The sequence below is a fragment of the Rhizobium sp. ARZ01 genome (genome assembly GCF_014851675.1).
GTDB lineage: Bacteria > Pseudomonadota > Alphaproteobacteria > Rhizobiales > Rhizobiaceae > Mycoplana.
This window is the reverse complement of record NZ_JACVAE010000001.1, coordinates 1,849,611-1,871,972: the sequence shown is the minus strand read 5'-3', so window position 1 is coordinate 1,871,972 and position 22,362 is coordinate 1,849,611. Positions and strand designations below refer to the sequence as shown.

Below are 22,362 nucleotides of genomic sequence, written 5' to 3'. Positions count from 1 at the left end.
CTTTTCATCGAGGCCTTTTTTCGCGGGCTGATGGCCCGCTTCGCCAACCGCTCGGGTCCGCCCAGCCCGCCCGCAACTCCGGAACAGCCTTACGACCGGGAAAGTGCTTCGGCAAGACGGCTGAGATAGGTCTTCATACGCTCGGTCGGAACGCCGGCATAGCCGAGGATGAGCGCGCCCGGCCGGGGCGTGGCGATCGTATAGTCGGAGAGCGGATAGCATTGTAGCCCGGCCTCGAGCACGGCGCGATGGGCTGTCCGGTCCTCCCGGCCGCCGTCCAGCCAGGCGAGCGCGTTGAGCCCGCTTTCGGAACAGTCGATGCGGGCAAGGCCGGCCAGCGTCGTCCGTCCGGCCTCCATGAATGCCTCGCGCCGCTCTGCGTAAAGGCCGCGCATGCGGCGCAAATGGCTGGCGAAATGGCCGCCGCCGATGAATTCGGCGAGCGCAAGCTGGGCTTCTACAGGCACGCTGCGATGGATCAGCCCGGAAAGGTTGCGGAAGGCGCTGACAAGTTGCGGCGGCAGCACGAGATAGCCGACGCGGATCCCCGGATAGAGCGCCTTGCTGAAACTGCCCGCATAGATGACCCGATCATGGCTGTCGATGGAACGCATGGAAGGCAGCGGCGCGCCGTCGTAGCGAAACTCGCTGTCGTAGTCGTCCTCGATGATCCAGGCATCGTTTGCCCGCGCCCATTCCAGCAGTGCGAGTCGACGCGGCAGCGACAGCGTCACTCCGAGCGGATGGTGGCGCGACGGCATGACGAAGGCGAGCCGTGCGTCGGGATAGCGGGCCATGGCGCGCGCGACATCCATGCCGTCGTCATCCACGTCGGTCAGGCACAGGCGCAGCCCGAGTGTGCGGAACAGGTTGCTGGTGGTCACGGGGCCGGGATCCTCGAACCAGATCCCGTCGCCGGGATCGGCGAGCGTCAGTGCGGCGAGCGTGAAGGCGGCATGTCCGCCGGGCGTGATGACGATCTGCTCCGGATCGCAAGGATCGCGCCGGTGCAGGGCGAGATATTCGGCAATCCGCTGGCGCAGCACCAGTTCGCCGGAAACGTCGCCATAGCCCATGGCGGCCTTGCCGCCACGCGTCACTGCATTCCAGCACTTTCGCCAGACGGCGAAGGGAAACCGATCGAGCGCCGGCTGGTTGGGCAGGAAGGGTTTTTGCTCCATCTGGCCGATTGCGGCCGATACGTCGCGGGACAGGTCGCCGATCCGCGACAGACGGGGCAAGGCGCTGTCCGGCTCGTCGCCGCGCGCGGGCGTGATGCGCGGTTTCGCCGAGGGTCGTGGCAGGGCTGTCGAAACGAATGTACCGGCGCCCTGCCGAGCCTCCAAGTAACCTTCCGCCTTCAGGTTCTCCAGCACCCGCACCAGGGTCTGGCGCGACAGGCCCAGTTCACCGGCAAGGATGCGGCTCGCCGGCAGGCGCGTGCCGGCGCGCAAGTGTCCGTGCAGGATCGCCATGCGCAACTGGTCCTGCACCTGGCGGAATTTCGGCAGGGCGGCCGCCACGTCGAGGCGAAGAAAGGGCAGGATCGGGCCTTCGAACTGTTTGGCCATCGAAGCACTTTGAAAATTGGTACAGTCGAATGCACAATAATGGACGTTTGATTGTTGTCCACTTGTTACATCCTGTCCCTACACAAAAACGCACCGATGCAGCCCCCGAGGACGCAGATAGGTGCAAGGGGAACCGGGACGAGCGGCCCAGCCGACGACCGGATGCAAGGACCAACGCCGACATTGCCCACGAACCGTCGTTGACGGTCAACAGGAGGACTCCATGAACCGTTTTGTATCCCGTGCATTCGTTTCCACGCTGGCCCTTGCGGCCGCCTTGCCGAGCCTTGCGCGCGCCGAGGCGCCGCAGGAGCTTGTGGACGCCGCTACGAAGGAAGGCGTGCTGACAGTCATCGCCCTGCCGCATGACTGGTGCAACTACGGCGAAGTCATCGAAGGCTTCAAGGCTAAGTATCCCGGTATCACCGTCAACGAGTTGAACCCCGATGCTGGCACTGCCGACGAGCTCGAGGCGATCCGCGCCAACAAGGGCAACACTGGGCCGCAGGCGCCCGACGTCGTCGACCTCGGCCTCGCCTTTGCGCCTACGGCCGCCGAAGAAGGGCTGCTGCAGCCCTACAAGGTGGCGACCTGGGACGAAATCCCGGCCAACATCAAGGACGAGAAGGGCTATTGGTACGGCGACTACTACGGCGTCATGGCCTTTGGCGTGAACAGGGATCTGCTCGATGCCGTTCCGTCCGACTGGGCCGATCTCCTCAAGCCCGAATATTCCGGTGCCGTGTCGCTGACCGGTGATCCGCGCTCCTCGGCACAGGCGATCCTGGCGCTGATGTCGGCGGGTATCTCGCGCGGCGCCAAGCCGGGTGCCGAATCCGGCGCCAAGGGGCTGGAACTCTTCGCGGAACTCAATAAGGCTGGCAATTTCGTGCCGGTGCTCGGCAAGGCCGGTACCATCGCCCAGGGTCAGACGCCGATCGTCGCTGCCTGGGACTACAACCTGCTCGCCTGGCGCGACGGCCTGAATGGCAACCCGCCGATGGACGTGGTTGTGCCGGCAAGCGGCGTTGTCGCCGGCGTCTATGTTCAGGCGATCTCGGCCTATGCGCCGCATCCGAACGCCGCCAAGCTGTGGATGGAATACCTCTATTCCGACGTCGGTCAGACGGCCTGGCTGAAGGGCTACTGCCATCCGGCGCGCTTCAACGCCATGCTGGAGGCCGGCAAGTTCCCGCAGGAGCTACTCGACAAGCTGCCGCCGGCGGAAGCCTATGCAAAAGCGATTTTTCCGACGGTGGACGAACAGGCGGCCAATAAGACTGCCGTCGTTGAAGGCTGGGACAACGTTGTCGGCGCCAATGTGAAGTAAGACTTGCCGTTCGGTTGGGAGGCTTCACCTGCGGCGGAGCCTCCTGCCCGGTCCGTCCCCCTATTGGGACTACTTTAGGACAAATCCGATGACGACAAGCGCCGCATCCCTGCCGGCCGCCCTCAGGCCGCGGCAGGTCTTCAGCTGGCTCGGGGTTGCCCCCTTCTTCCTCTTCGCATTGCTTTTCCTCATTCTGCCGACGCTCAACATCGTGCTCGGCGCGTTCCGCAATGCGGAGGGGCAGGCGACGCTGGAAAATCTCGGCAAGCTCTTCTCACCGTCCATCCGGTCGGCGTTCTGGATCTCCATCGAACTCAGCCTGCTGACTGCGGCGCTCGGTTGCGTCTTCGGCTTTCTTATCGCCGCCGCGATCACGCGCGGCGATCTGCCGCGCTCCATGCGCAACGCCATTCTCACCTTTTCCGGCGTGGCATCGAATTTCGCTGGCGTGCCGCTCGCCTTCGCCTTCATCGCCACGCTTGGCCGCCTCGGCTTCGTGACGATGCTGCTGCGCCACTGGTTTGGCATCAATCTCTACGGTTCCGGATTCAACATCGTCTCGTTCATCGGCCTGGCCCTCACTTACCTCTATTTCCAGATCCCGCTGATGGTGTTGATCATCACGCCAGCGCTGGACGGGTTGCGGCGCGATTGGCGGGAGGCGGCTGAAAGCCTCGGTGCCAGCGGCTTCCAGTACTGGCGCATTGTGGCGCTACCGGTGCTGTGGCCTTCGCTTCTCGGCACGCTGGCGCTGCTCTTCGCCAACGCCTTCGGCGCCGTCGCCACGGCCATCGCGCTCACCGGCTCGTCGCTTTCCATCGCGCCGATCGTGCTCTTTGCGCAGATCCGCGGCGACGTGCTCAACGATCCGCATCTGGGTTACGCCATTGCGTTTGCCATGATCGCGCTAACCGGCATCGCCAACGGCATCTACATCCTCCTGCGCATGCGCGCCGAAAGGTGGGTCAAATGAGGGGAAGACGCTTCTGGTCCTGGCTCGCCGTCGCACTGGGTGGGCTCTATTTCCTGCTTCCGCTGATCGGCATGTTTGATTTCTCGCTGCGCATGCAGCGCGACGGTTACAGCTTCGAGGCCTATCGCATCGTGCTGGCCGACCCGCAATTCCAGCAGACTTTCGGCTACTCGGTGGTTCTGGCCTTGCTCACCATCGTGCTCGGCATTCTGATCGTCGTGCCGACGGCCTATTTCGTGCGGTTGCGCTTTCCCGGCCTGCGCCCGATCGTGGAATTCATCACGCTGCTGCCGCTGGTCATTCCGCCGATCGTCATCGTCTTCGGCTATATCCGCATCTACAACACCTCTTCCATCATGCCGCTGACGGGAAGCTGGTGGGGCACCAATTTCCTGCTTTTGTTCGGCTATGCGACGCTGGCGCTGCCCTACATGTACCGTTCTGTGGATACGGGCCTGCGCGCCATCGACATCGCCAGTCTCACCGAAGCCGCACAGAGCCTCGGGGGAGGGTGGACGCGCATCCTCGCCATCGTCATCCTGCCGAACGTCTTCGTCTCGGTGCTGTCTGGCGCCTTCCTGACGTTTGCTATCGTCATCGGCGAATATGTCTTCGCAGCCCTGCTGAACGTCAATTCCTTCGGTCCCTACATGGTCTGGATGGGCGGCAACCGAGCCTACGAGCCTTCGGCGCTGGCGGTGGTCTCCTTCGCGATCACCTGGGCCTGCATGGGGCTGATCCAGCTTTTCACTCGCTTTTCCAAATTCTCCACCGTGAGGCGCTGAACCATGGCCTTCCTCGACATCCACCATCTGGAAAAATCCTTCGGCACGCAGCGCGTCGTCAAGGACTTCAACCTAGGCATCGAAAAAGGCGAGTTCGTCTCCTTCCTCGGCCCGTCCGGCTGCGGCAAGACGACGGTGCTGCGCATGGTGGGGGGCTTCGAGACGCCGACCTCCGGCGAAATCCGCATCGACGGGCGAAATATCACCGACGTGCCAGCCAACCGACGAAAGATCGGCATGGTGTTCCAGGCCTATGCGCTGTTTCCAAACCTGACCGTCGCGCAGAATATCGGCTTCGGCCTGCGTGTCGCGGGCGAGAGCAAGACCAAGACACGCGCGCGCGTCGGCGAAATGCTGGATCTGATCGGCCTGCAGCAGCTCGGCGAGCGTTATCCCTTCCAGCTGTCAGGTGGCCAGCAGCAGCGCGTGGCGCTGGCCCGCGCGCTTGCGGTCCGGCCGCAGGTGCTTCTTCTCGATGAGCCGCTGTCGGCGCTCGATGCGAAGATCCGCGTCAGCCTGCGCGAGGAAATCCGCCGCATCCAGCGCGAGCTCGGCATCACCACCGTTTTTGTGACGCACGATCAGGAGGAAGCACTCTCCATGTCGGATCGGGTCGTGGTCATGCATCAGGGTATTGCCGACCAGGTCGGCACGCCGTTTGAGATCTACAACCGGCCGACAACGCGCTTCGTGGCGCAGTTCGTCGGCACGCTGAACCTGCTGGACGCCGATTTGCTGGATGCCGCCGCTGGTCGGATCAAGCTGGGTGACGTGCCTGTAGCATTGAACCGGACGCTGCCCGGCCGCGCCGGCGACCGCATCAGTCTGGCGCTCCGGCCGGAGTCGGTGGCACTAGGCCGCAAGGAGGAAGGCAACGTCGTCCTCTCGGGCCACATTGTCGAAGTGCATTTCCTCGGCTCGGTGATCCGCATCCGCGTCGCGTTGGCCGGCCAGATCGTCTCGCTCGACACGTTCAACCAACCCGACCGGCCGCCGCCCTCGGTCGGCACGCCGGTCGAGGTCAGCGTGGCCGATCGCGACCTTCTGGTGCTTGCCGCCTGACGGACAGACCTCGAGCCAATCTGACAACTTGCGAAGGAGCCGGTGTGGTGACCGACATGCCATGGAACGCCCTGCCACGCCTGGATTGGCGGGCGAAGATAGCGGGCCTCAGCGCGGCAAGCCGCGCCCGGCTTGCCGCGCGGGCGCGCAGCGCGCCGCTGTTTGCCCATGCCTATGCCCTTCATCTCAACATGCGTTTCGGCGGGATGACGCCGAAGAAACTTGCCGAGTTCGCCCATGCACAGCGTCTTTCCGGGCTGAAGATCCATGTCGAGGACGGCGAACAGGCAAGCCTCGCGAGGATGTCGGACGATGCGCTACGCGCCTATGGGGAGGTGGTGGAGTCGCTCGGGCTGGAACTGCATGTCGAGACCAGCACGACCGAGGCGGCGGGGCTTTCGGATGCGGTGCGCATCGCGCTTGCCACCGGTGCCACCTCGCTTCGCTGCTATCCACGCTATGAGGGGCACATTTCTCAGATCATCGACTGGACGATCGCGGATCTGCGGCGTCTGAACGAATTCGACCCACAGGGAAGGCTTCGTTTCACGCTCGAACAGCACGAGGATCTGAAATCCGACGAATTGATCCACATCCTCCAGGCAGTCGCCAATCCACGCCTCAGTCTGCTGTTCGATTTCGGCAACATGATCAACGCCTACGAACTGCCGCTGCCGGCGCTGGCCGCCCAGGCGCCTCATATCACCGAGGTGCATGTAAAGGACTGTCTCATCCAGTCGGATCGCGGCGGCTGGGCCCATCTCGCCTGCCTGACAGGAGAGGGGCACCTGCCGATGCAGGCGATGCTCGTGGAACTCCTGCTTCTTGGCGAGGATCGACCACAGGTCCTGGCCTTCGGGCTGGAGGAGGAGGAGGGCTATATCGCGCCCGCCTTGCGCTTTCCGTCGGAGGAGCCTGACCCTTTCATTGCCGCCCGGTCCGCCAGCTTCACCGACATCGGGACCGGCGACCTGGATGCGCGGTTGCGGCAGGAGGGCGCTGCCGCCCACCGGCAGGTCGAAATTGTCAGAAGCATGCTCGGCGATATCGCAACCGAAGCCGAAAGGACCGAAGGATGAATCAAGACCACGCCTGCCCGCCGGAGTTTCTGGCACTGGCCCATGCGATGGCCGATGCGGCCGCCGAAGTGATCCGCCCGCATTTCCGCAACCGTCTTGCAATTGATGCCAAGCCGGACGCCAGCCCCGTCACCATCGCCGACCGTGACGCCGAAGCGGTGATGCGCCGGATGATCGAAGCCCATTTTCCCGAACATGGCATCCGGGGCGAGGAATTCGGGGTTTGCCGAACCGATGCGGAATGGGTCTGGGTGCTTGATCCGATCGACGGAACGAAGTCCTTCATTTCCGGCTCGCTGGCCTTCGGCTCGCAGATCGCGCTGGTGCGTCAGGGCATGCCGGTCCTCGGCATCATCGACCAGCCCATAACCAAAGAGCGCTGGGTTGGCCGTCGCGGATCGCCGACACTCTTCAACGGCGCGGCGGTGCGTACGAGCGACACTGACCGCCTCAATGAGGCGATTGTCTACACTTCCGCCCTGGAACAATTCGATCCCCACACCAGGGAGCGCTTTTCAGAGCTGGCGGCAGGGGCGCGTTTCACGCGCATGTCGCATGACTGCTATGCTGCCGGCTTGCTCGCGCTCGGCACGGTCGACCTCTTGGTCGAGAGCAAGGTGTTCGACTACGACATCCTGCCGCAGATACCGATCATCGAGGGGGCAGGAGGGATCGTCTCGGATTGGGATGGGCGTCCACTGGACGATGCGAGCCAATACGAAACCGTCCTGATGGCCGCAAACGAGGCGCTACACGCGACAGCGCTCGAGCGGCTGCGGCGCCAGTGACGTCCACAGGAGTGCCGGCAGGCCTCTAGCAGATACAGCGCTCGCGGTGAGCGCGTCGTGGCCAAAAAGCAGGTTCAGCAATTGTTGGCACAGCGGGACCGGGGTATCTCGGGGGAGCTTTTTTGTCTATTTCGGCAAGCGCGGTGACCATTGTGCAAGCTGAAGCTCCAGAATCTATGCTGTGGCCCCGGAGATCGCAATGGGCGATAGCGCATCGTTTCCGTTGTGCGGAGTGAACCGCGCCGGGTTTGCCGGAGGCCGTTTGGTTTAAGTTATGCGGCCATGGCTGTCCAGCATGGTCGTAGCTGTCGCCGACGCATCCGACGGAAGGGCCGATGCCTGCTTCGGCCAAGCGTTTGAAATACCTGATCAACACGTATTGAACGCCGCGATCCTTGTGGTGCACAAGGTCGCCGCTATGAACGGGATGCCGATCAGGAAGTGCCCGCTCTGAGGCATCGAGACGAACCACGCATGCGATCCGGCTCACCCGCCAGCCGGCCATCACGGGTGATTTTGAGGTCTGTGTGATCCCGGCAATTGAGGAGGCCGATCGACATTCCAGGCCTCATCGACATCAATTGGTGCCGCGTGCAACTGTATCGGCTGCGAGCTTCCGTCCGGCTTACTAGGGCTAGGCGGAGTGTCTAGGCATCTGAAGAATCTCAGATCGGATTGTATTCCAAAAATGCCGATGGAAGAATACCATATAGGAATACATGATTGTAGCGGCTTCTGGCCTTCGTCAATGGCGACGTCAACGCAGTCTGAGCGGCTAACGGATGGTTTTTGGTGGTGTGCAGGGGTTTCGCGCGATTCAACCATTCTTTCCAAAAATCTACCGCAACGAAGTTAGTTAATTGACATAAAAATAGTATACGATATAGAGCTGACATTGCCTACTAAGTGGCGGGCCAGCGAGGAGTGCGGACCCGAGGAGGAGCAAGCAATGGAAGGTGAAAGGTGGCCGAGCGCCTCCGACGGCGGCAGCGTACCCGTGCGCTGGGGAAGGGCCTGATGCAGGGGCCGTCCTTTTTTGACTTGGTCGGCTTTGGGCCCGAAGGCTGGGGGGCGGCGCTCCTTATGGCGACTGGCATGACGCTGGCCGTTGCGAGCGGCGGCTTTGCGGCCGGCTCGGTCATTGGCGCAGGCATCGCCAGTGCAAAACTGTCCCGCAACGGGGCGCTGCGCGTCTTCGGCGACGGCTACACGACCGTCTTGCGCGGCATACCCGATCTGCTGGTCATCTACCTGTTCTATTTCGGCGGCAGCGCCGCGCTCGGCGTGGTGGGGCAGCTCTTCGGCGCGGATGGATTCATCGGCATGCCGGCCTTACTGACCGGCGTGCTCGCCATTGGCGTCGTTTCCGGCGCCTATCAGGCGGAGGTGTTTCGCGGTGCCTTCAACACGATCAGCCGCGGCGAACTGGAAGCGGCGCGCTCGGTCGGCATGGGCACGGGGCTGCGGCTGCGCCGCATCATCGTGCCGCAGGTGCTGCGCTATGCCATTCCCGGCCTCGGCAATACCTGGCAGCTCGTGCTGAAGGAATCGGCGCTTATCTCTGTCACCGGTCTCGTCGAATTGCTCCGCCAGTCGCAGATCGCCGCCGGCTCCACTCGTCGGCCCTTCGATTTCTACATCACGGCCGCCGTGCTCTATCTCGTGATCACTGCTGTCTCCTCCTATCTCTTCCGTCATGCGGAGGCCCGCGCGCTCCGCGGCGTCAGGAGGGCGTGATGGATTTCAGCTTCCTCTCGGAAACGTTTCTAAATCTTCTCTCGGGTGTGCCGCTAACGCTCAATTTGGCGCTCGTCTCCACGGCCTTCGGTGCGGTGCTTGCGGTTCTCCTGACGCTGATGCGGCTGTCATCGTTGCGTCCGGTCGGCTGGGTCGCGCAGTTCTATGTCTTCGTCTTCCGCGGCACGCCGCTGCTCGTGCAGATGTTCGTTATCTACTACGGTCTCGGCCAGTTCCGCCCCACCCTGCAGGCCTGGGGGCTATGGGTGTTCTTCCGTGAGCCGTATTGGTGCGCCATCTTTGCGCTCAGTCTCAACACGGCGGCCTATGGTTCGGAAATACTGCGCGGCGGCCTGCAGGCCGTGCCGCACCAGCAGGTCGAGGCGGCGCGGGCGAGTGGCATGTGGGGCTTCCTGCTCTATCGCCGCATCATCTTCCCGATCGCCATTCGCCAGGCGCTGCCGGCCTATGGCAGCGAGATCATCCTGATGGTCAAAGCGACCTCGCTCGCCTCAGTCATAACCATGCTGGAAGTGACGGGCCTTGCTGCAAAGCTTATTTCCCAGTCCTACCGGGCCGTAGAGGTCTTCGTCGTCGCAGGTCTCATCTATCTCATGCTGAACTTCGCCATCACCCGCTTCGTCGCGCTCATCGAATGGTGGCTGTCGCCCCACCGGCGCCCCGCCCCAACCGTATCCTCCGGAGCTGCGTTGCACCATGCTTGAACCTGCGCCTCTTACCGTCGCCACCACGCCGGCCGTTTCCGTCCGCAATCTGCGCAAGAGTTTTGGCGCACTCGAAGTGCTGAAGGGCATTTCCTTCGACGCGCGGGAAGGCGAGGTCATTTCTGTGCTTGGCTCGTCCGGTTCCGGCAAGTCGACCATGCTCCGCTGCATCAACATGCTGGAGGTGCCGAGCGAGGGCGAGATCCGCATCGAGGGTGAAGCGATCCGGCTGAAGGACGGCCGCCATGGCCGCCAGCCCGCTGATCCAAAACAGCTGAGCCGCCTGTGCACGAATGTCGCCATGGTGTTCCAAAGCTTCAATCTCTGGTCCCACATGACGATCCTCGAAAACGTCATGGAAGCACCGGTCTATGTGCAGAAGCGGCCGAAGGCGGAATGCCGCGAGGAGGCGCTGGAGCTGCTCGCCAAGGTCGGCATCGCGGACAAGCGCGACTATTACCCGACCCATCTTTCCGGCGGCCAGCAGCAGCGCGCGGCGATTGCCCGAGCGCTCGCAATGAAGCCGAAGGTGATGCTGTTCGACGAGCCCACCTCGGCGCTCGATCCGGAACTGGTCGGCGAGGTGCTGCGCGTCATGCGGGCGCTGGCGGACGAGGGGCGCACCATGCTCGTCGTCACCCACGAGATGGCCTTCGCCCGCGACGTCTCGAACCGCGTCATCTTCCTGCACCAGGGGCTGGTGGAGGAGGACGGCGATCCGGTGGACGTCTTCACCGCGCCGCGCTCCGATCGTTTCCGCAAGTTCATTTCGTCCCATGGCTAAGGCAATTCCTGTGCACAGCGAAAATGCGCCAAAACGAAGAGATAGAGCGTTTCGGCTATTTCGGGCCCCGGCTGTAGCCGACAAAGCTCTCGTAGAGGTTGGCGACGCTGTTCAGCCGTTCCTCAACCGCGGGGCCCCGGTGGGCGAAGACGCTGTTGAGCAGCAACTGCATCAGCGTCCACATGCCGGAGGTCGCGTCCCAGAAGAGATTGAGGTCCGTAGGCACGGCAAAGACCTCGTTGCCGTAGCTTGCCGCCCAGTCGCAGTAGAGGTCGGTGACGACGGTGATCGGGATGCCGCGCTCGGCCGCCTTGGCGGCCAGCAATTGCGACTGGCGGGAATAACGCCGCGCATCGATCAGCACCAGCGTGCAGGCCGCGGGGGTCGTCAACAGCACCTCGGCGAAATTGCCGCCGGCGATATCGACCATATGCACCCCGTCGCGCAGGTAGCGCAGCATGTGCACGAAGGCCTCGGCAAGGCCGCGCTCGGTCTGAAAGCCGGCGACGAACACACGATCAGCCGCCGCGATACGCTTGGCCGCCCGGTTCCAGGCCTCCGTATGGGCATACTCGTAGACGCGCACGACCGAGGCGACGGCAAGCTCCAGGCTGCGGGCGAGCGCAACATCGGTGGTGCTCTTCTGCTGCAGGTCGCGCAGCCGGTCGCCGAGCAGCCAGGGGCTGTCGCTGATGTCGTCCTTCAGCCGCTCCTTGAGCTCCTTGAACCCCTCGTAGCCGATCGATCGGCAGAAACGGCCGACAGTCAACTCGCTGACGCCCACTTTGTCGGCAATGGTGCGCGAGGTCTCGAAAGGCAGGTCACTGATATTGGCCAGCATGAAGTTTGCCAGCGCCTTGCCGGAGGCCGACGCCTCCGTGAGCGCTTTGGTGAGCCGTTGCCGCACGGAGCTGTTGTCCATCCAGTTGTCGTTTCGCATGTCGCGCCCGTTGCCCTTCGTCACGGCTCGTTCACCGAAGAGCACAGCGCGCGATGTTCAGCGCAGGCGCCCTTCGGAGGAGGTCAGGTTCAGGAGTGTTATATAATTGACTTTTACTGAAATAAAGTCAGAAAACTAACGTCTCCCCCCTTCAGAACGGATTACCGCCCATGACCCCGATAGATCGCCCAGATAAAGATGTGCTCGTTCTGGGTGCTGGCATCATTGGTGTGTCCGTGGCGCTTCATCTGCAAAGGTGCGGAAAGTCCGTGCTGCTTGTCGACCGCCGGGCGCCCGGCGAGGAGACGAGCTATGGCAATGCCGGCCTCATAGAGCGGGCAAGCGTGATCCCTTACGGCTTCCCGCGCGAGATCCCGACGTTGCTGAAATATGCGACGAACCGTTCTGCCGATGTGCGCTTCCGCTGGACCTTCCTGCCAAAGCTGTTGCCCTGGATCGCTCGATTCTGGTTCGCCTCTTCTCGCGATCGCCTGCGCCGGGCGGCCATGGACATGCTGCCGCTGATCGAGCGCTCCGTCGTCGAGCACACGGACCTGATGGCGGAGGCGGGCGTCCTGCACCGCGCCCGCCGCACGGGCTGGATGGAGGCTTACCGCACGGAAAATGCCTTCGCCGCCGCCAAGAGCGCCGCCCGCGCGCTCGATGAATTTGGAATTCGCTATGATTTTCTCGGACCGAAGGAACTGCAGGCCCGCGAGCCGCACCTTGCCGGACATTTCGTCGGCGCCGTGCATTGGCTCGATCCTGTTACGGTTGCTGATCCCGGCGGGCTGGTGAAGGACTATGCCGACCTCTTCGTGCGTAAGGGCGGCGAGATACTTCAGGCCGATGCGAGCACCCTGGCCGAGGGTGAAGGCGGCTGGAGCATCCGCACGAACGGTTGTCAGCTGCGTGCTCGCGAGGCCGTGGTGGCGCTCGGCCCCTGGTCGGATACAGTCTATCGCCGGTTCGGCTATCGCGTCCCGCTCGCCGTCAAGCGTGGCTATCACGTGCATATCGAGCCGGCGGGCGATGCCGTGCTCAACCATCCCGTCGTCGATGTCGAGCGCGGGTATCTGCTGGCGCCTATGGCGCGGGGCATCCGGCTGACTACCGGTATCGAATTCGCCGATCGGGACGAGGCGCCGACGCCCGTCCAGGTCGACCAGACCGAGCCGCATGCCCGGGCGATATTTCCGCTCGGCCGGCGCGTCGAACAGGCGCCGTGGATGGGCGCGCGACCCTGTTTGCCCGACATGCGCCCGATCATCGGCCCGGCACCGCGTCACAAGGGTCTGTGGTTCGCCTTCGGCCACAACCACCACGGCCTGACGCTCGGCCCGGCCACCGGGCGGCTCCTGGCGGAAATGATGACGGGCGAAAAACCCTTCGCCGACCCGGCACCCTACTCGATGAGCCGGTTCGGCTGAATTTTTGCAAGTTTTGGAGACAGCAATGCGGGAAGACTTTGTTCTCATCAATGTGCGGCCGAATGGCGAGGCGGCGAAGGATATCGTCATCAGGGACGGGTGCTTCGCCGAGATTGTTGCGCATGGCGCCCGCTCATTCGAGGAAATGCGCGAGGTGGACGGCGAGGGGCTGCTGATGCTGCCCGGTCTCGTCGACGCCCATACCCATCTCGACAAGACCCTGCTTGGCATGCCCTGGTATCGCAACGATGTCGGCCTCGAACTGATCGACCTCATCGAGAACGAGCGCCGGATGAAGCGCGAACTCGGCATCGATCCCGAGCGTCAGTCCGCCGCCCAGATCGAGCGCTCCGTCGCCCACGGCACGACCCATATCCGCACCCATGTCGATATCGACACGGAATATGGCCTCGCCGGCCTCGAAGGCGTGCTGGCCTCGCGTGAGCGTTACCGCGATCTCGTCGATATCCAGATCGTCGCCTTTCCGCAGAGCGGCATGCTGATCCGCCCCGGCACGGTGGAACTGATGGATCGGGCGATGCGCGACGGCGCGGACGTGGTCGGCGGGCTCGACCCGTCCGGCGTCGACCGCGACCCGAAGGGCCATCTCGACACGGTCTTCGCCCTTGCAGAACGCTACGGCAAGCCCGTCGACATCCACCTGCACGAGCCGGATTCGCTTGGCGTCTTCGCGATCGAACTCATCGTGGAGCGCACGAAGGCGCTCGGTATGGCAAACCGGGTGACGGTCAGCCACGGCTTCTGCCTTGGCATGCTCGCCGACAAGCCGCTGGCAAGGCTCGGCGGCATGATGGCAGAAGCCGGCGTGCACCTGATGACCAAGGGCGGCGCGGCAAGCCCGCGCCCGCCGGTGCTCGATCTCACCGAGATGGGCGTCAACATCTGCTCGGGCTGCGATGGCGTGCGCGATACGTGGCAGCCCTTCGGCAATGCCGACATGCTTGACCGCGCGGCAATCGTCTCGCAGCGCAACGATTTCATCAACGACGCCCACATTGAACTTGCGCTGCGGCTCTGCACCTACGGCGGCGCGAAGATGATGGACATCGACGGCTATGGTCTTTCGGCCGGCTGCGAGGCGAGCTTCGTGCTCGTGCGCGCCGAGACGCCGGCCGATGCCGTGGCATCCCGCCCGGTTCGCCGGGCGGTCTACCGGAAAGGCATTCCGGTTGCCCGGGACGGCGCGCTTGTCGCCGCCGGAGGCAAACGGTGAAGGTTTTCGAACATAGGCTAGGAGGAGCTGCCATTATGTTGAAGTCGCTTGGTAAAACAGTCATCGCCCTCGGGGTCGTCCTCGGAGCATCCGCGGCACAGGCCGAGGAGCGCACGATCACGATCGCGACGGAAGGCGCCTATGCGCCGTGGAACTTCACGGAGGCCGGTGGCAAGCTGGCGGGCTACGAAATTGACATGCTGGAGGACCTTTGCCCGCGCATGAAGGTCAAGTGCGAGATCATCGTGCAGGACTGGGACGGCCTGATCCCGGCACTGAACGCCGGCAAGTTCGACGCCATCGTCGCCGGCATGCTGCAGACCGAAGAACGCGAAAAGGCCATCACTTTCTCGCGCAACTACGGCACGGGCTCGGCCGCCTTCCTCGTGCGCAAGGATTCGCCGCTCGCCAACATGCCGGTCGGCAAGCAGGTTGACATGGGCAAGGACAAGGAGGCGGCCAAGGCCGCTGCCGCGGAAATGCTGCCCTTCATGGAAGGTACGGTAATCGGCGGACAGGGCTCGACGACGGCTGCACAAATCATGACTGAACTGTTTCCCGGTATCGAACTCCGCGAGTACAAGTCGACCGAGCAACATGACCTCGATCTCGAAGCCGGCCGCATCGATGCCGTTATGGCCTCGCCTGTCGCACTCGACCGTGCGCTGGAAAAGATCGGCGCCGACCAGGTGGTGTTTGCCGGCACCGAGTTCACCGGTGGTCCGCTCGGTGGCGGCCAGTCAGTCGGCCTGCGCAAGGCGGATACCGAGCTGAAGTCGATGTTCGACGAGGCGATCAATGCGGCGATCGCCGACGGCACGCTGTCGCGCCTTGCGATCAAGTGGTTCAAGCGGGACATTTCGCCGAAGAAATAAGCCGGTTCGACCGGGGGAAGCCTTCAGAATATCGGGGCCGCGCGTAAGCGCGGCTTCGGCATGATTGATTGAAAGATGGGATGCACCATGACGACACTTCCTGCCTCCGGCCGCATCGACGGCCCGGTCCTTCTCACCGCCCGCTGGGTCGTCGGCCATCGCGATGACCGCCATGTGATTTATGACGACGGCGTCGTCGTATTCGAGGGCGACAAGGTCGTCTTTGTCGGGCACGACTATCCGGGCGAGGTCGCCGAGCGCATCGACTATGGCAATGCCATCCTCTCGCCCGGCTTCGTCGATCTCGACGCGCTTTCCGACCTCGACACGACTGTGCTTGCCTTCGACAATCAGCCCTCCTGGAAGAAGGGACGCGTCTGGCCGAAGAGCTACATGGACCGCGCCTACGAAATGTACACGCAGGAAGAACTCGCCTTCCAGAAGCACTATGCCTTCGCGCAGCTCATCCGCAATGGCGTCACCACCGCACTGCCGATCGCCTCGCTGTTTTACCGCGAATGGGGCGAGACCGACGCGGAATTCTCCGCCGCCGCCGATGCCGCGCACGAGCTTGGCCTGCGTGTCTATCTTGGCCCGGCCTATCGCACCGGCAACAGCTATGTCGACGACAACGGCAAGATCGCCTTCCACTATGACGAGGAGCGAGGCTTCAAGAGCTTCGCAGCATCGCTCGCCTTCGCTGAGCGCATCGAGGGGCTTGCCTCGCCGCTGGTGCGTGCCATGCTGGCGCCCGACCGCCTTGAAACCAACACACCCGAAATGATGCGCCGCACGGCGGATGCTGGCCGCGACCTTGACATTCCGATCCGCCAGCATAGCTGCCAGTCGGAACTCGAATTCAACCGTATCACGGGCGCTTATGACATGACGCCGCTGGAATGGATGGATTCCCTCGGTGTGCTGAACGAGCGGATGCTGCTGCCCCATGGCGAATACGTCGCGGGCACGCGCAATGTCGATCGGCCCGGCCGCGACCTCGACATCCTGAAGAATGCCGGCGCGACGCTGGTGCATTGCCCTGTTGTCTCCGGCCGCCACGGCGGCTTCATGGACAGTTTTTCGAAGTTCCGCGACATGGGCGTGCGCATCGGCCTCGGTACCGACACCTGGCCTTGTGATTTCATCCAGAACATGCAGGTCGGCGTCATGATCTCGCGCGTGATGGACGGTTCGATCGACAGCGTGCGGTCGGAGCACTACTTCGATGCCGCTACCCTCGGCGGTGCGGATGCCCTGAGGCGGCCCGATCTCGGCCGCCTGCAGGCTGGTGCAAAGGCCGATATCATCGTCATCGATATGGGCCACGACCGCATCGGCCATGTGATCGATCCGATCCAGACACTGATGATGAGCAGTTCCGGCCGCGACGTCACGGATGTCATCATCGACGGTCGCTTTGTCATGGTCGACGGCAAGATCCCGGGGTTCGACGCGAAGGCGGAGCAGGAGAGGGCGCAGCGCCAGTTCGACGGCGTCGTTGCTCGCTATCCGGAGCGGACCTATGGTCATCCGCCGGTCGAGGAGATCTTCTCCTCCAGCTACCCGCGCTATCGCCGCGGGGTGTAAGGCAGGGCTCGTTCCTGTAGAGGAGGTATCGCCTGAGCCTGTGTCGTATCCGTGCCGTTCCGGCCGCGGGAAAAACACTGGATCCGGCGTTCCTCCGCATAGGGCCGCTGGCCCTGACATTGTCCACTGGGGGCGATCAGTCTGTTGCGTTGGCGCGAGACGTCACGCGTTCTTCGCCGGAACAGTTTTCAGTGGGCGCCTTGATCCGCCTTCTGCTGCCGGTGCCTGCGTTTCCGGCGCGCAATCGCCCTAAGGCGCGATGCTAATCCGACATCAAATTCCCTGTCTCACCGACGACGGTGGCGGTTCGATCTGCACCTGCATCGCTTGCGCGTAATGCGCGGGATTAAAGCGCAGATAGAGGAACAAGACGCTGGCAATGCAGACGAGATGCATCATCCAGCCCGCGGCGAAGCTGCCACTGATGTCATGGAGGAAAGCGGTCGCGAAGGGACCCAGTGAGGCGAGCAGGAAGCCGCCGCCCTGCATCAGTGCCACCAGTACCCCAGCTTCCTCTGGCCGCGGCAGATGATCGAGGGCGGTAACGATTGCCAGTGCGAAGCTGCTGCCGAGGCCGGCGCCGCACAAGCCGACCCAGACAATCGGCGCCACTTGCGGCAGAAAGGCCAGACCGGCAAAGCCGACCGCCTGCATCAACAACGTCAGGGATAGAAAGGAACGGCGATCGATGCTGCGGCGGGCCAAAATCGGCAGGCCGAGGGCGGCGACCGCCTGGCAGATAGCCATCAGCGCCACCAGGCTGCCGCTGTCGCCGTTGCTCCAGCCGAGCGTCTGATAGTAAGGGGCGAGCCAGGCCACGACAGAGGAATAGCCGGCATTGACCAGACCGAAAGCGAGGATCAGCGTCCAGGTGCGCGGGCGACGCAGCAGCCGGCCGGTCAGGGTCTTGTCCGGGCGACGGCTGCGTGAATCCGACAGGATGAAGAAGGCTGCGCCGAACGCAATGAGTGCCGGAGCGGCGAGCAAGGCGAGCGCCGATCGCCAGCCAAAGCCATGATTGACGAGCAGCGGCGTCAGCCGTGCTCCCAGGGCCCCGCCACCCATGAGCATGGCGGAATAGAGCCCCGTAACTACCGGAATGTTCCTCGGAAACTCGGCCTTGATGATGCCGGGGAAGGCTGCCTGGATAAAGGCGACACCAGCGCCACAAAGGGCGGCTGTCAATATCAGCGAGGTTCCGTCTGGCGCGACGAGCCGCAGCAGGGAGCCTGCCGCCAGCACCAGCAGGGCAATGAGAATGCCGCGGCGCGTGCCAATGATGGCCTGTAGGACCGGTGAGATGAAAGCGCCGACGCCCATCAGCATCATCGGCAGCAGTGTGAGCAGTGCGAGACTGCTGTAACCCATGCCGGTATCGACGACGATCTCGGTCAGCACCGGCCCCGGTGCGGTCAGAAACGGACGCAGATTGAGCGCGATCAGCACGACGAGAGCGAGCAATATCCATCGCCGGCCCGCTGCGGGCTGGGTCTTTTGCGGCATGATCGGTGTTTCCTTTACGTGGTGGTCTTCTTGTCGTTGGTTGGCGAGGGCTTCGGCCAGGCAGAAGCTACCCACCGGCCTCCTGCAACAGTTCTGCCATGGCGCCATAGCCACGCTGACGGGCGTACTGGAGCGGTGTTACGCCGTCGCCGTCCGCAAGCCGGGGATTGGCACCGGCTGCTAGCAGTTGCTTGACGATTTCGACATGGCGCGGACCACCGTCGGCAAGGATGATCGCCTCCAGCAGCGCGGTCCAACCGAGCTTGTTGACGTGGTCGACATCCACCCCTGCCGCGATCAGCAGTTCCACGACTTCGACATGCCCGCGCTCTGCGGCGGGAATAAGCGCCGTTCCACCGTAGCGGTTGGTGCTCTTCAGATCGGCGCCGTGCGTGAGCGTCAGCTTCAGGATCTCGGTGAACCCCCTGGCGCCGGCATAGAGATAGGGGCTGTCGTCAATGGCGTCCTTGGCATTGACGTCGGCGCCCGCCTCGATCAGCGCCGCTGCGGCATCGATCCGGCTTGCGTGGGTGGCGACGAGCAGCGCCGTCCGGCCGCGGCCGTCGCGTGCCTCCAGATCCGCCCCTTGCGAGAGAAGCGTACGGATGGCCGCAGTGTCATTGGCGCCGGCGGCGCGGTGAAGCTTTTCAGTCATGGCCTGGGCAAACCCGCTCACAGGGCTGAACATCAGGATCAGGGCCAGAAATGTCATCATTCTCAGGATGCAAGAAATTGTCGTCTCCGTTTTCTTGTTTACTTGAGCACCGCCGGCGAGGAACTGCCGGCTGGTCGCGTCCGAGTGCGGTCGCTCATTCGATCAGGTCGAGATCGCGGCTATGGCCCCAGAACATGCGCGGCGTTTCGAGCGCCTCCCGCAGGCCGAGGCGGTCGATCATCAGATCGGCCTCGCGCTGCGCCGCGTCGAGCACAGCATCCTGATCGACCAGCGGATTGCGGTCGCGTAGCAGCACCTTGCCGCCGACGAGGACGGTGTGGACGTCGTTGCCGTTGGCGAAATAGGTGACGCGGAACTCCGGCATATGGGCCGGGTAGAGATGCGGCCGGCGCAGGTCGACGAGAACGATGTCGGCCTTCTTGCCGGGCTCCAGCGAGCCGATCTCGCGCTCCAGACCGAGTGCGCGGGCGGCGTCGATCGTGCACATTTCCAGCGCCTTGCCCGGCGGCAGCCAGCTAGGATCGTGGAAATGGGTGCGGTGATAGTGCATGCACTGCTGCATGTGGCGGAACATGTCGGCCGAACGATCCGGCGCGGTCGCGTCCGAGCCGATGGCGACGGTCACGCCGGCATCGAGCAGCTCGGTCACCGGGCAGCGGGCCAGGATGGCAGCGACCGCGCTCGGATTGTGGACGATGCAGGTGCCGGTCTCGGCGCAGATCGCGATTTCGTCCTCGTCGAGGCCGGTGGCATGGGAGAGCAGCGTGCGCGGTCCGAGGATGCCGATGTCATGCGCGACGCGGACGCTGCCTCTGGTGTGACCGTCCTGGGTGAAGACGAGACCGTGCTCCTCCGCCAGCCGTTTCACGATGCGCGACTGGGCGATTGCCTCTTCAGCCCCGGCTGCGTCGAGATGAGCCTGGTGCAGCGTCGGCGTCAGAAGCGCGACATGCAGGCGCTCGCCGTTGCTGCGGTGCCAGCGGTCGATCAAGGTTCTGCAGGTCGAAAACTGGCCCTCAAAGGTGACGGGATAATCGGTGCGGGTGGAGCCGTCCCAGCTTGCATAGGTCAGCGGATGCGGCGGCCGCGTCGTGCCGACGGCAACGACGGAACGGGTGCCGATGCCGAGCACGCCCTCCATGTGCGCATCGCCGTATTCCGGGCGGTCGGTGCGCATGACTGAATCGCCGCCGCCGAGCAGCGAGACGCCTGTCGTGACGCCGAAGCGTAGTCGCTCCAGTGCTGCGAGCTGTGCCTCGGCATACCAGAAGTCCGGCGTCGAGCCGACCGTATAGGCGCCCTGGCAGGCGCGATACCACAGGTCGCTCTTTCCCCCACCCAGGGTCTTGATCAACCCGTGACCGGCATGGGCATGCGCATCGACGAAGCCGGGCATGATCACCATGCCGCGCGCGTCGATCGTCTCGCGGGCCGGATGGTCGCGGGCAACCTCTTCCGATGGGCCGACGGCGACGATGCAGTCGCCCTCGATCGCCACCGCCCCGTCGGCGACGATCCGCCGCTCGGGGTCGAGGGCGATGACGGTTCCGTTGGTGATCAGGATGTCAGCCATGGGATTGGAGACCTTTCTGCGCGTCCTCGCGGTCGAGGATACGATCGAGCGACGGCGCAAGGCGCAGAAGCTCGCGCGTGTATTCGTGCTTCGGCTCGGTAAACAGGGTTTCGGTATCGGCGAGCTCGACGCGGCGACGCGGTCGCACATCTGGCGGATCACCGCCAGGTCATGGCTGATGAACAGCATGGACAGGCCGGCAAGGTCGCGCAGGTCCTTGAGGAGATTGAGAAGCTGGGCCTGCACCGAAACGTCGAGCGCGGAGGTCGGCTCGTCGCAGATCAGCATGGATGGGCGCGGTCCGAGCGCCCGCGCGATGGCGATGCGCTGGCGCTGGCCACCGGAAAAGGCGTGCGCGAAGCGCAGACCCGCGTCGCCTGGCAGTCCGACGGCTTCCAGCAGCGTGCGTGCATCATGTCGCGCTTCGGCGGCATTGGAGGCGAGCTTGTAGAACAGGATCGGCTCGGCGATGGCAGCGTTGATGCGCAGCCGCGGATTGAGCGCCGAATAGGGATCCTGAAACACCATCTGCAGCGACTGGCGCACTGAGCGCTGGCGCTTGCCCCCCAGCGCATGTCCCTGAAACGCGATCTCGCCCGAACTGTGGGCGACGAGGCCGGCAATGGTGTTGGCGACCGTGGTCTTGCCGCAGCCGGATTCGCCGACGAGGCCGAAAATCTCGCCGCGGCGGACGTCGAAGGACACACTCTTGACCGCCTTGAACACGGAGGCCTTGCGGCCAGGGATCAGCGAGTGCCCGCCATATTCGACACAGAGGTCGCTGACGGCGAGCACCACGTCGTCGCGGCCTCCCGTCTCGCTCTTCGTGCTGTTGCGGCGAACGGCCGCGCGCGCCTCCAGCGTCGTCTTCGTTTCCTCGCTCGGTACCGGGAGACGGTCGAGCCGCGTGTCGATCGGCGGAACAGCGGCAATCAGGGTGCGAGCATAGGGCGCTTTCGGCGCGGTCAGCACCTCGCGCGACGGCCCGCTCTCCACAACTGCCCCGTTCTGCATAATCGTCACGCGGTCGGCGATTTCGGCGACGACACCCATATTGTGGGTGACGAGAAGCACACCGACGCCGCGCTGGTCAGCGAGGTCGCGGATCAGTTTGAGGATCTGCGCCTGCACCGAAACATCAAGTGCCGTCGTCGGCTCGTCAGCGACGATCAGTTGGGGATTGCAGGCCAGCGCTGTAGCAATGACCACGCGCTGGCGCTGGCCGCCCGACAATTGGTGCGGATAGCTACCGAGCCGACGTTCCGGTTCGGGGATGCCGACCGCCTTCATCAGGTCCAGTGCCCGCGCCTTCGCCTCCCTGGATGAAAGCTTCAGGTGCGTGAGCATGCCTTCGCACAACTGGCTTTCGACGGTGAAGAGCGGATTGAGGCTTGTCATCGGATCCTGGAAAATTGCTCCGACATCGCGGCCGGGGACGATCCCTTCCGTGCGGCCGGTGCGCAGGTCGATGGGCTTGCCGGCGATTTCGATCGAGCCGGCAACGATCTTGCCGGGCGCTTGCAAGAGGCCCATCAGCGCACTGCCGACAGTGGTCTTGCCGGCGCCAGATTCGCCGACAAGCGCATGGATTTCGCCGGGCTGGATGGTCAGGTCGATGTCCTTGACCGCTGTTAGTACATCGCCATTGGCAAGTGGATATTCGACCCGCAGGTTCCTGATTTCGAGGACGGGAGGCTTCGCAATTGGCAT

Annotated in this window: 17 protein-coding genes and 3 pseudogenes; 13 read left to right on the top strand and 7 right to left on the bottom strand. The window is 63.8% G+C overall.

What is annotated here, in order from left to right:
* Positions 1-89: 89 nt before the first annotated feature.
* On the bottom strand, positions 90-1,571 hold the full coding sequence (locus tag IB238_RS08940) for a PLP-dependent aminotransferase family protein (protein WP_192245436.1): 1,482 nt from the start codon (positions 1,569-1,571) through the stop codon (positions 90-92).
* 223 nt (positions 1,572-1,794) lie between these two features.
* Here IB238_RS08940 and IB238_RS08935 point away from each other — a divergent pair, with 223 nt between their 5' ends.
* From IB238_RS08935 to IB238_RS08910, 6 genes are all read left to right on the top strand, one after another.
* A complete protein-coding gene (locus tag IB238_RS08935; RefSeq protein ID WP_192245434.1) occupies positions 1,795-2,901 on the top strand; it encodes an ABC transporter substrate-binding protein in 1,107 nt (368 codons plus the stop codon).
* 88 nt (positions 2,902-2,989) lie between these two features.
* Positions 2,990-3,874, top strand: coding sequence for an ABC transporter permease subunit (locus tag IB238_RS08930; RefSeq protein ID WP_192245432.1), 885 nt, complete (start codon positions 2,990-2,992; stop codon positions 3,872-3,874).
* Complete coding sequence (locus IB238_RS08925; RefSeq protein WP_192245430.1) at positions 3,871-4,659, top strand: ABC transporter permease subunit; 789 nt, start codon at positions 3,871-3,873, stop codon at positions 4,657-4,659. Before IB238_RS08930 ends, IB238_RS08925 begins: the two co-directional genes overlap by 4 nt.
* Before the next feature lie 3 nt (positions 4,660-4,662).
* The gene (locus tag IB238_RS08920; RefSeq protein WP_192245428.1) at positions 4,663-5,721 is read left to right on the top strand and encodes an ABC transporter ATP-binding protein; all 1,059 of its coding nucleotides are present in this window, start codon (positions 4,663-4,665) and stop codon (positions 5,719-5,721) included.
* 56 nt (positions 5,722-5,777) lie between these two features.
* A complete protein-coding gene (locus IB238_RS08915) occupies positions 5,778-6,800 on the top strand; it encodes a TIM barrel protein (protein ID WP_192247554.1) in 1,023 nt (340 codons plus the stop codon).
* Positions 6,797-7,588 carry an inositol monophosphatase family protein gene (locus IB238_RS08910; RefSeq protein ID WP_192245426.1) on the top strand — a complete coding sequence of 264 codons (792 nt, stop codon included), beginning with the start codon at positions 6,797-6,799 and terminating at the stop codon, positions 7,586-7,588. The genes IB238_RS08915 and IB238_RS08910 overlap by 4 nt, the downstream gene beginning before the upstream one ends.
* 292 nt (positions 7,589-7,880) lie before the next feature.
* Here the strand turns inward: IB238_RS08910 and IB238_RS08905 are convergent.
* Positions 7,881-8,051: pseudogene (locus IB238_RS08905) on the bottom strand (IS3 family transposase); the annotation flags it as partial.
* 554 nt (positions 8,052-8,605) lie between these two features.
* Here IB238_RS08905 and IB238_RS08900 point away from each other — a divergent pair.
* Genes IB238_RS08900 through IB238_RS08890 form a run of 3 tightly spaced genes read left to right on the top strand, consistent with a single transcriptional unit; the run spans position 8,606 to position 10,834 of the window.
* Entirely contained in the window at positions 8,606-9,325 is a 720-nt protein-coding gene (locus tag IB238_RS08900; protein WP_192247552.1) for an ABC transporter permease subunit, read from the top strand.
* Positions 9,325-10,050, top strand: coding sequence for an ABC transporter permease (locus IB238_RS08895; RefSeq protein WP_192245424.1), 726 nt, complete (start codon positions 9,325-9,327; stop codon positions 10,048-10,050). The genes IB238_RS08900 and IB238_RS08895 overlap by 1 nt, the downstream gene beginning before the upstream one ends.
* On the top strand, positions 10,043-10,834 hold the full coding sequence (locus IB238_RS08890; RefSeq protein ID WP_192245422.1) for an ATP-binding cassette domain-containing protein: 792 nt from the start codon (positions 10,043-10,045) through the stop codon (positions 10,832-10,834). The genes IB238_RS08895 and IB238_RS08890 overlap by 8 nt, the downstream gene beginning before the upstream one ends.
* A gap of 55 nt (positions 10,835-10,889) precedes the next feature.
* Here IB238_RS08890 and IB238_RS08885 read toward each other — a convergent pair whose 3' ends face one another.
* Positions 10,890-11,798, bottom strand: a complete 909-nt coding sequence (locus tag IB238_RS08885) for a MurR/RpiR family transcriptional regulator (protein ID WP_348648216.1) — start codon at positions 11,796-11,798, stop codon at positions 10,890-10,892.
* A 146-nt stretch (positions 11,799-11,944) separates the two neighbouring features.
* Between IB238_RS08885 and IB238_RS08880 the strand changes: the two genes are divergently transcribed.
* The 4 genes from IB238_RS08880 to IB238_RS08865 all read left to right on the top strand — a co-directional run bounded on the left by IB238_RS08880 (position 11,945) and on the right by IB238_RS08865 (position 16,900).
* The gene (locus tag IB238_RS08880) at positions 11,945-13,204 is read left to right on the top strand and encodes an FAD-dependent oxidoreductase (RefSeq protein WP_210333471.1); all 1,260 of its coding nucleotides are present in this window, start codon (positions 11,945-11,947) and stop codon (positions 13,202-13,204) included.
* A gap of 25 nt (positions 13,205-13,229) precedes the next feature.
* Complete coding sequence (locus IB238_RS08875) at positions 13,230-14,438, top strand: amidohydrolase family protein (protein ID WP_192245420.1); 1,209 nt, start codon at positions 13,230-13,232, stop codon at positions 14,436-14,438.
* Between the two features lie 35 nt (positions 14,439-14,473).
* Entirely contained in the window at positions 14,474-15,313 is an 840-nt protein-coding gene (locus IB238_RS08870; protein ID WP_192245418.1) for a transporter substrate-binding domain-containing protein, read from the top strand.
* Positions 15,314-15,400: 87 nt separating this feature from the next.
* Positions 15,401-16,900, top strand: coding sequence for an amidohydrolase family protein (locus tag IB238_RS08865; RefSeq protein WP_192245416.1), 1,500 nt, complete (start codon positions 15,401-15,403; stop codon positions 16,898-16,900).
* A 273-nt stretch (positions 16,901-17,173) separates the two neighbouring features.
* Here IB238_RS08865 and IB238_RS08860 read toward each other — a convergent pair whose 3' ends face one another.
* From IB238_RS08860 to IB238_RS08845, 4 genes and pseudogenes are all read right to left on the bottom strand, one after another.
* A complete protein-coding gene (locus IB238_RS08860; RefSeq protein WP_192245414.1) occupies positions 17,174-18,403 on the bottom strand; it encodes a cyanate transporter in 1,230 nt (409 codons plus the stop codon).
* Positions 18,404-18,470: 67 nt separating this feature from the next.
* Complete coding sequence (locus IB238_RS08855) at positions 18,471-19,058, bottom strand: ankyrin repeat domain-containing protein (protein WP_210333550.1); 588 nt, start codon at positions 19,056-19,058, stop codon at positions 18,471-18,473.
* 154 nt (positions 19,059-19,212) lie between these two features.
* Positions 19,213-20,469: pseudogene (locus tag IB238_RS08850) on the bottom strand (amidohydrolase family protein); the annotation flags it as partial.
* Positions 20,470-20,644: 175 nt separating this feature from the next.
* Positions 20,645-22,362 (bottom strand): annotated as a pseudogene (locus tag IB238_RS08845) (ABC transporter ATP-binding protein).

Coding starts and splice junctions, on each gene's coding strand:
- IB238_RS08900 (WP_192247552.1), top strand. CDS start 8,606: ATGCAGGGGCCGTCCTTTTTTGACTTGGTCGGCTTTGGGCCCGAAGGC.
- IB238_RS08875 (WP_192245420.1), top strand. CDS start 13,230: ATGCGGGAAGACTTTGTTCTCATCAATGTGCGGCCGAATGGCGAGGCG.
- IB238_RS08915 (WP_192247554.1), top strand. CDS start 5,778: ATGCCATGGAACGCCCTGCCACGCCTGGATTGGCGGGCGAAGATAGCG.
- IB238_RS08925 (WP_192245430.1), top strand. CDS start 3,871: ATGAGGGGAAGACGCTTCTGGTCCTGGCTCGCCGTCGCACTGGGTGGG.
- IB238_RS08870 (WP_192245418.1), top strand. CDS start 14,474: ATGTTGAAGTCGCTTGGTAAAACAGTCATCGCCCTCGGGGTCGTCCTC.
- IB238_RS08910 (WP_192245426.1), top strand. CDS start 6,797: ATGAATCAAGACCACGCCTGCCCGCCGGAGTTTCTGGCACTGGCCCAT.
- IB238_RS08855 (WP_210333550.1), bottom strand. CDS start 19,058: ATGACTGAAAAGCTTCACCGCGCCGCCGGCGCCAATGACACTGCGGCC.
- IB238_RS08930 (WP_192245432.1), top strand. CDS start 2,990: ATGACGACAAGCGCCGCATCCCTGCCGGCCGCCCTCAGGCCGCGGCAG.
- IB238_RS08860 (WP_192245414.1), bottom strand. CDS start 18,403: ATGCCGCAAAAGACCCAGCCCGCAGCGGGCCGGCGATGGATATTGCTC.
- IB238_RS08880 (WP_210333471.1), top strand. CDS start 11,945: ATGACCCCGATAGATCGCCCAGATAAAGATGTGCTCGTTCTGGGTGCT.
- IB238_RS08890 (WP_192245422.1), top strand. CDS start 10,043: ATGCTTGAACCTGCGCCTCTTACCGTCGCCACCACGCCGGCCGTTTCC.
- IB238_RS08920 (WP_192245428.1), top strand. CDS start 4,663: ATGGCCTTCCTCGACATCCACCATCTGGAAAAATCCTTCGGCACGCAG.
- IB238_RS08940 (WP_192245436.1), bottom strand. CDS start 1,571: ATGGCCAAACAGTTCGAAGGCCCGATCCTGCCCTTTCTTCGCCTCGAC.
- IB238_RS08895 (WP_192245424.1), top strand. CDS start 9,325: ATGGATTTCAGCTTCCTCTCGGAAACGTTTCTAAATCTTCTCTCGGGT.
- IB238_RS08865 (WP_192245416.1), top strand. CDS start 15,401: ATGACGACACTTCCTGCCTCCGGCCGCATCGACGGCCCGGTCCTTCTC.
- IB238_RS08935 (WP_192245434.1), top strand. CDS start 1,795: ATGAACCGTTTTGTATCCCGTGCATTCGTTTCCACGCTGGCCCTTGCG.